This is a genomic window from Vibrio sp. 1CM2L (assembly GCF_023161695.1).
Lineage (GTDB): Bacteria > Pseudomonadota > Gammaproteobacteria > Enterobacterales > Vibrionaceae > Vibrio > Vibrio coralliirubri.
Genome location: NZ_JALNTT010000018.1, coordinates 1 through 1,105 on the forward strand (window position 1 = coordinate 1; position 1,105 = coordinate 1,105).

At 44.4% G+C, this 1,105-nt stretch carries 4 tRNA genes and 2 rRNA genes; all 6 read left to right on the forward strand.

Going from position 1 to position 1,105, the window contains the following annotated elements:
* Positions 1 to 67, forward strand: a 16S ribosomal RNA gene (locus tag MSG34_RS24055); the annotation flags it as partial.
* 121 nt (positions 68 to 188) lie between these two features.
* Positions 189 to 264 (forward strand) — tRNA-Glu (locus tag MSG34_RS24060).
* A gap of 2 nt (positions 265 to 266) precedes the next feature.
* Positions 267 to 342: transfer RNA gene (locus tag MSG34_RS24065), tRNA-Lys, on the forward strand.
* 25 nt (positions 343 to 367) lie between these two features.
* Positions 368 to 443, forward strand: a tRNA-Ala gene (locus MSG34_RS24070).
* Between the two features lie 32 nt (positions 444 to 475).
* Positions 476 to 551: transfer RNA gene (locus tag MSG34_RS24075), tRNA-Val, on the forward strand.
* 308 nt (positions 552 to 859) lie between these two features.
* Positions 860 to 1,105, forward strand: a 23S ribosomal RNA gene (locus MSG34_RS24080); the annotation flags it as partial.

Consider the following 1,105-nt stretch of genomic DNA (forward strand, 5'->3'; position numbering starts at 1 on the left):
GTTCATGACTGGGGTGAAGTCGTAACAAGGTAGCCCTAGGGGAACCTGGGGCTGGATCACCTCCTTATACGAAGATATCTTTGATGAGTACCCACACAGATTGATTAGGTTTAGAAAAGCAAAGAGATGAAGAGCTCCCAAGTTCTTCGAAATTTGTTTCTACTTTTAAAGTGGAAATGAATTGCAGTGTCCCGTTCGTCTAGAGGCCTAGGACACCGCCCTTTCACGGCGGTAACAGGGGTTCGACTCCCCTACGGGATACCATTGGGTCGTTAGCTCAGTTGGTAGAGCAGTTGACTTTTAATCAATTGGTCGCAGGTTCGAATCCTGCACGACCCACCATTTCCTCCCAAGGAAATAAAAATATGGGGCTATAGCTCAGCTGGGAGAGCGCCTGCCTTGCACGCAGGAGGTCTGCGGTTCGATCCCGCATAGCTCCACCATTCTTTCTCCATGAAGGAATCAAAACTATCATGGGCGATTAGCTCAGTTGGGAGAGCACCTGCCTTACAAGCAGGGGGTCACTGGTTCGAGCCCGGTATCGCCCACCATCTTTAAGCATTCTCGTAAGAGAGTATTTAAAAATGGGTTTAAAAGTTTAACACTTAAAACTCTTGCTCTTTAACAATTTGGAAAGCTGACTGATTGATTACTTACGAGTAATTCAATCAAATTTAAAAGTTCTCAATGTTTATCTTTATTGATAAACACAACAAACACATTCAAGTGTCTTGTATTCGATTCAAACTTGTTTGAATCACAATTGAGTCCGGCAAACAGTCATTGAGAATTAACCCTTCTTAATGACAACCAAAAACCTTGGTTAGTTGCCATACACTAAGACCCTTTCGGGTTGTATGGTTAAGTGACTAAGCGTACACGGTGGATGCCTTGGCAGTCAGAGGCGATGAAAGGCGTAATAACTTGCGATAAGCCCAGATTAGGTAGTAATAACCTTTTGAGTCTGGGATTCCTGAATGGGGAAACCCACTTGCATAAGCAAGTATCCTGTTGTGAATACATAGCAACAGGAGGCAAACCGGGGGAACTGAAACATCTAAGTACCCCGAGGAAGAGAAATCAACCGAGATTCCGAAAGTAGCGG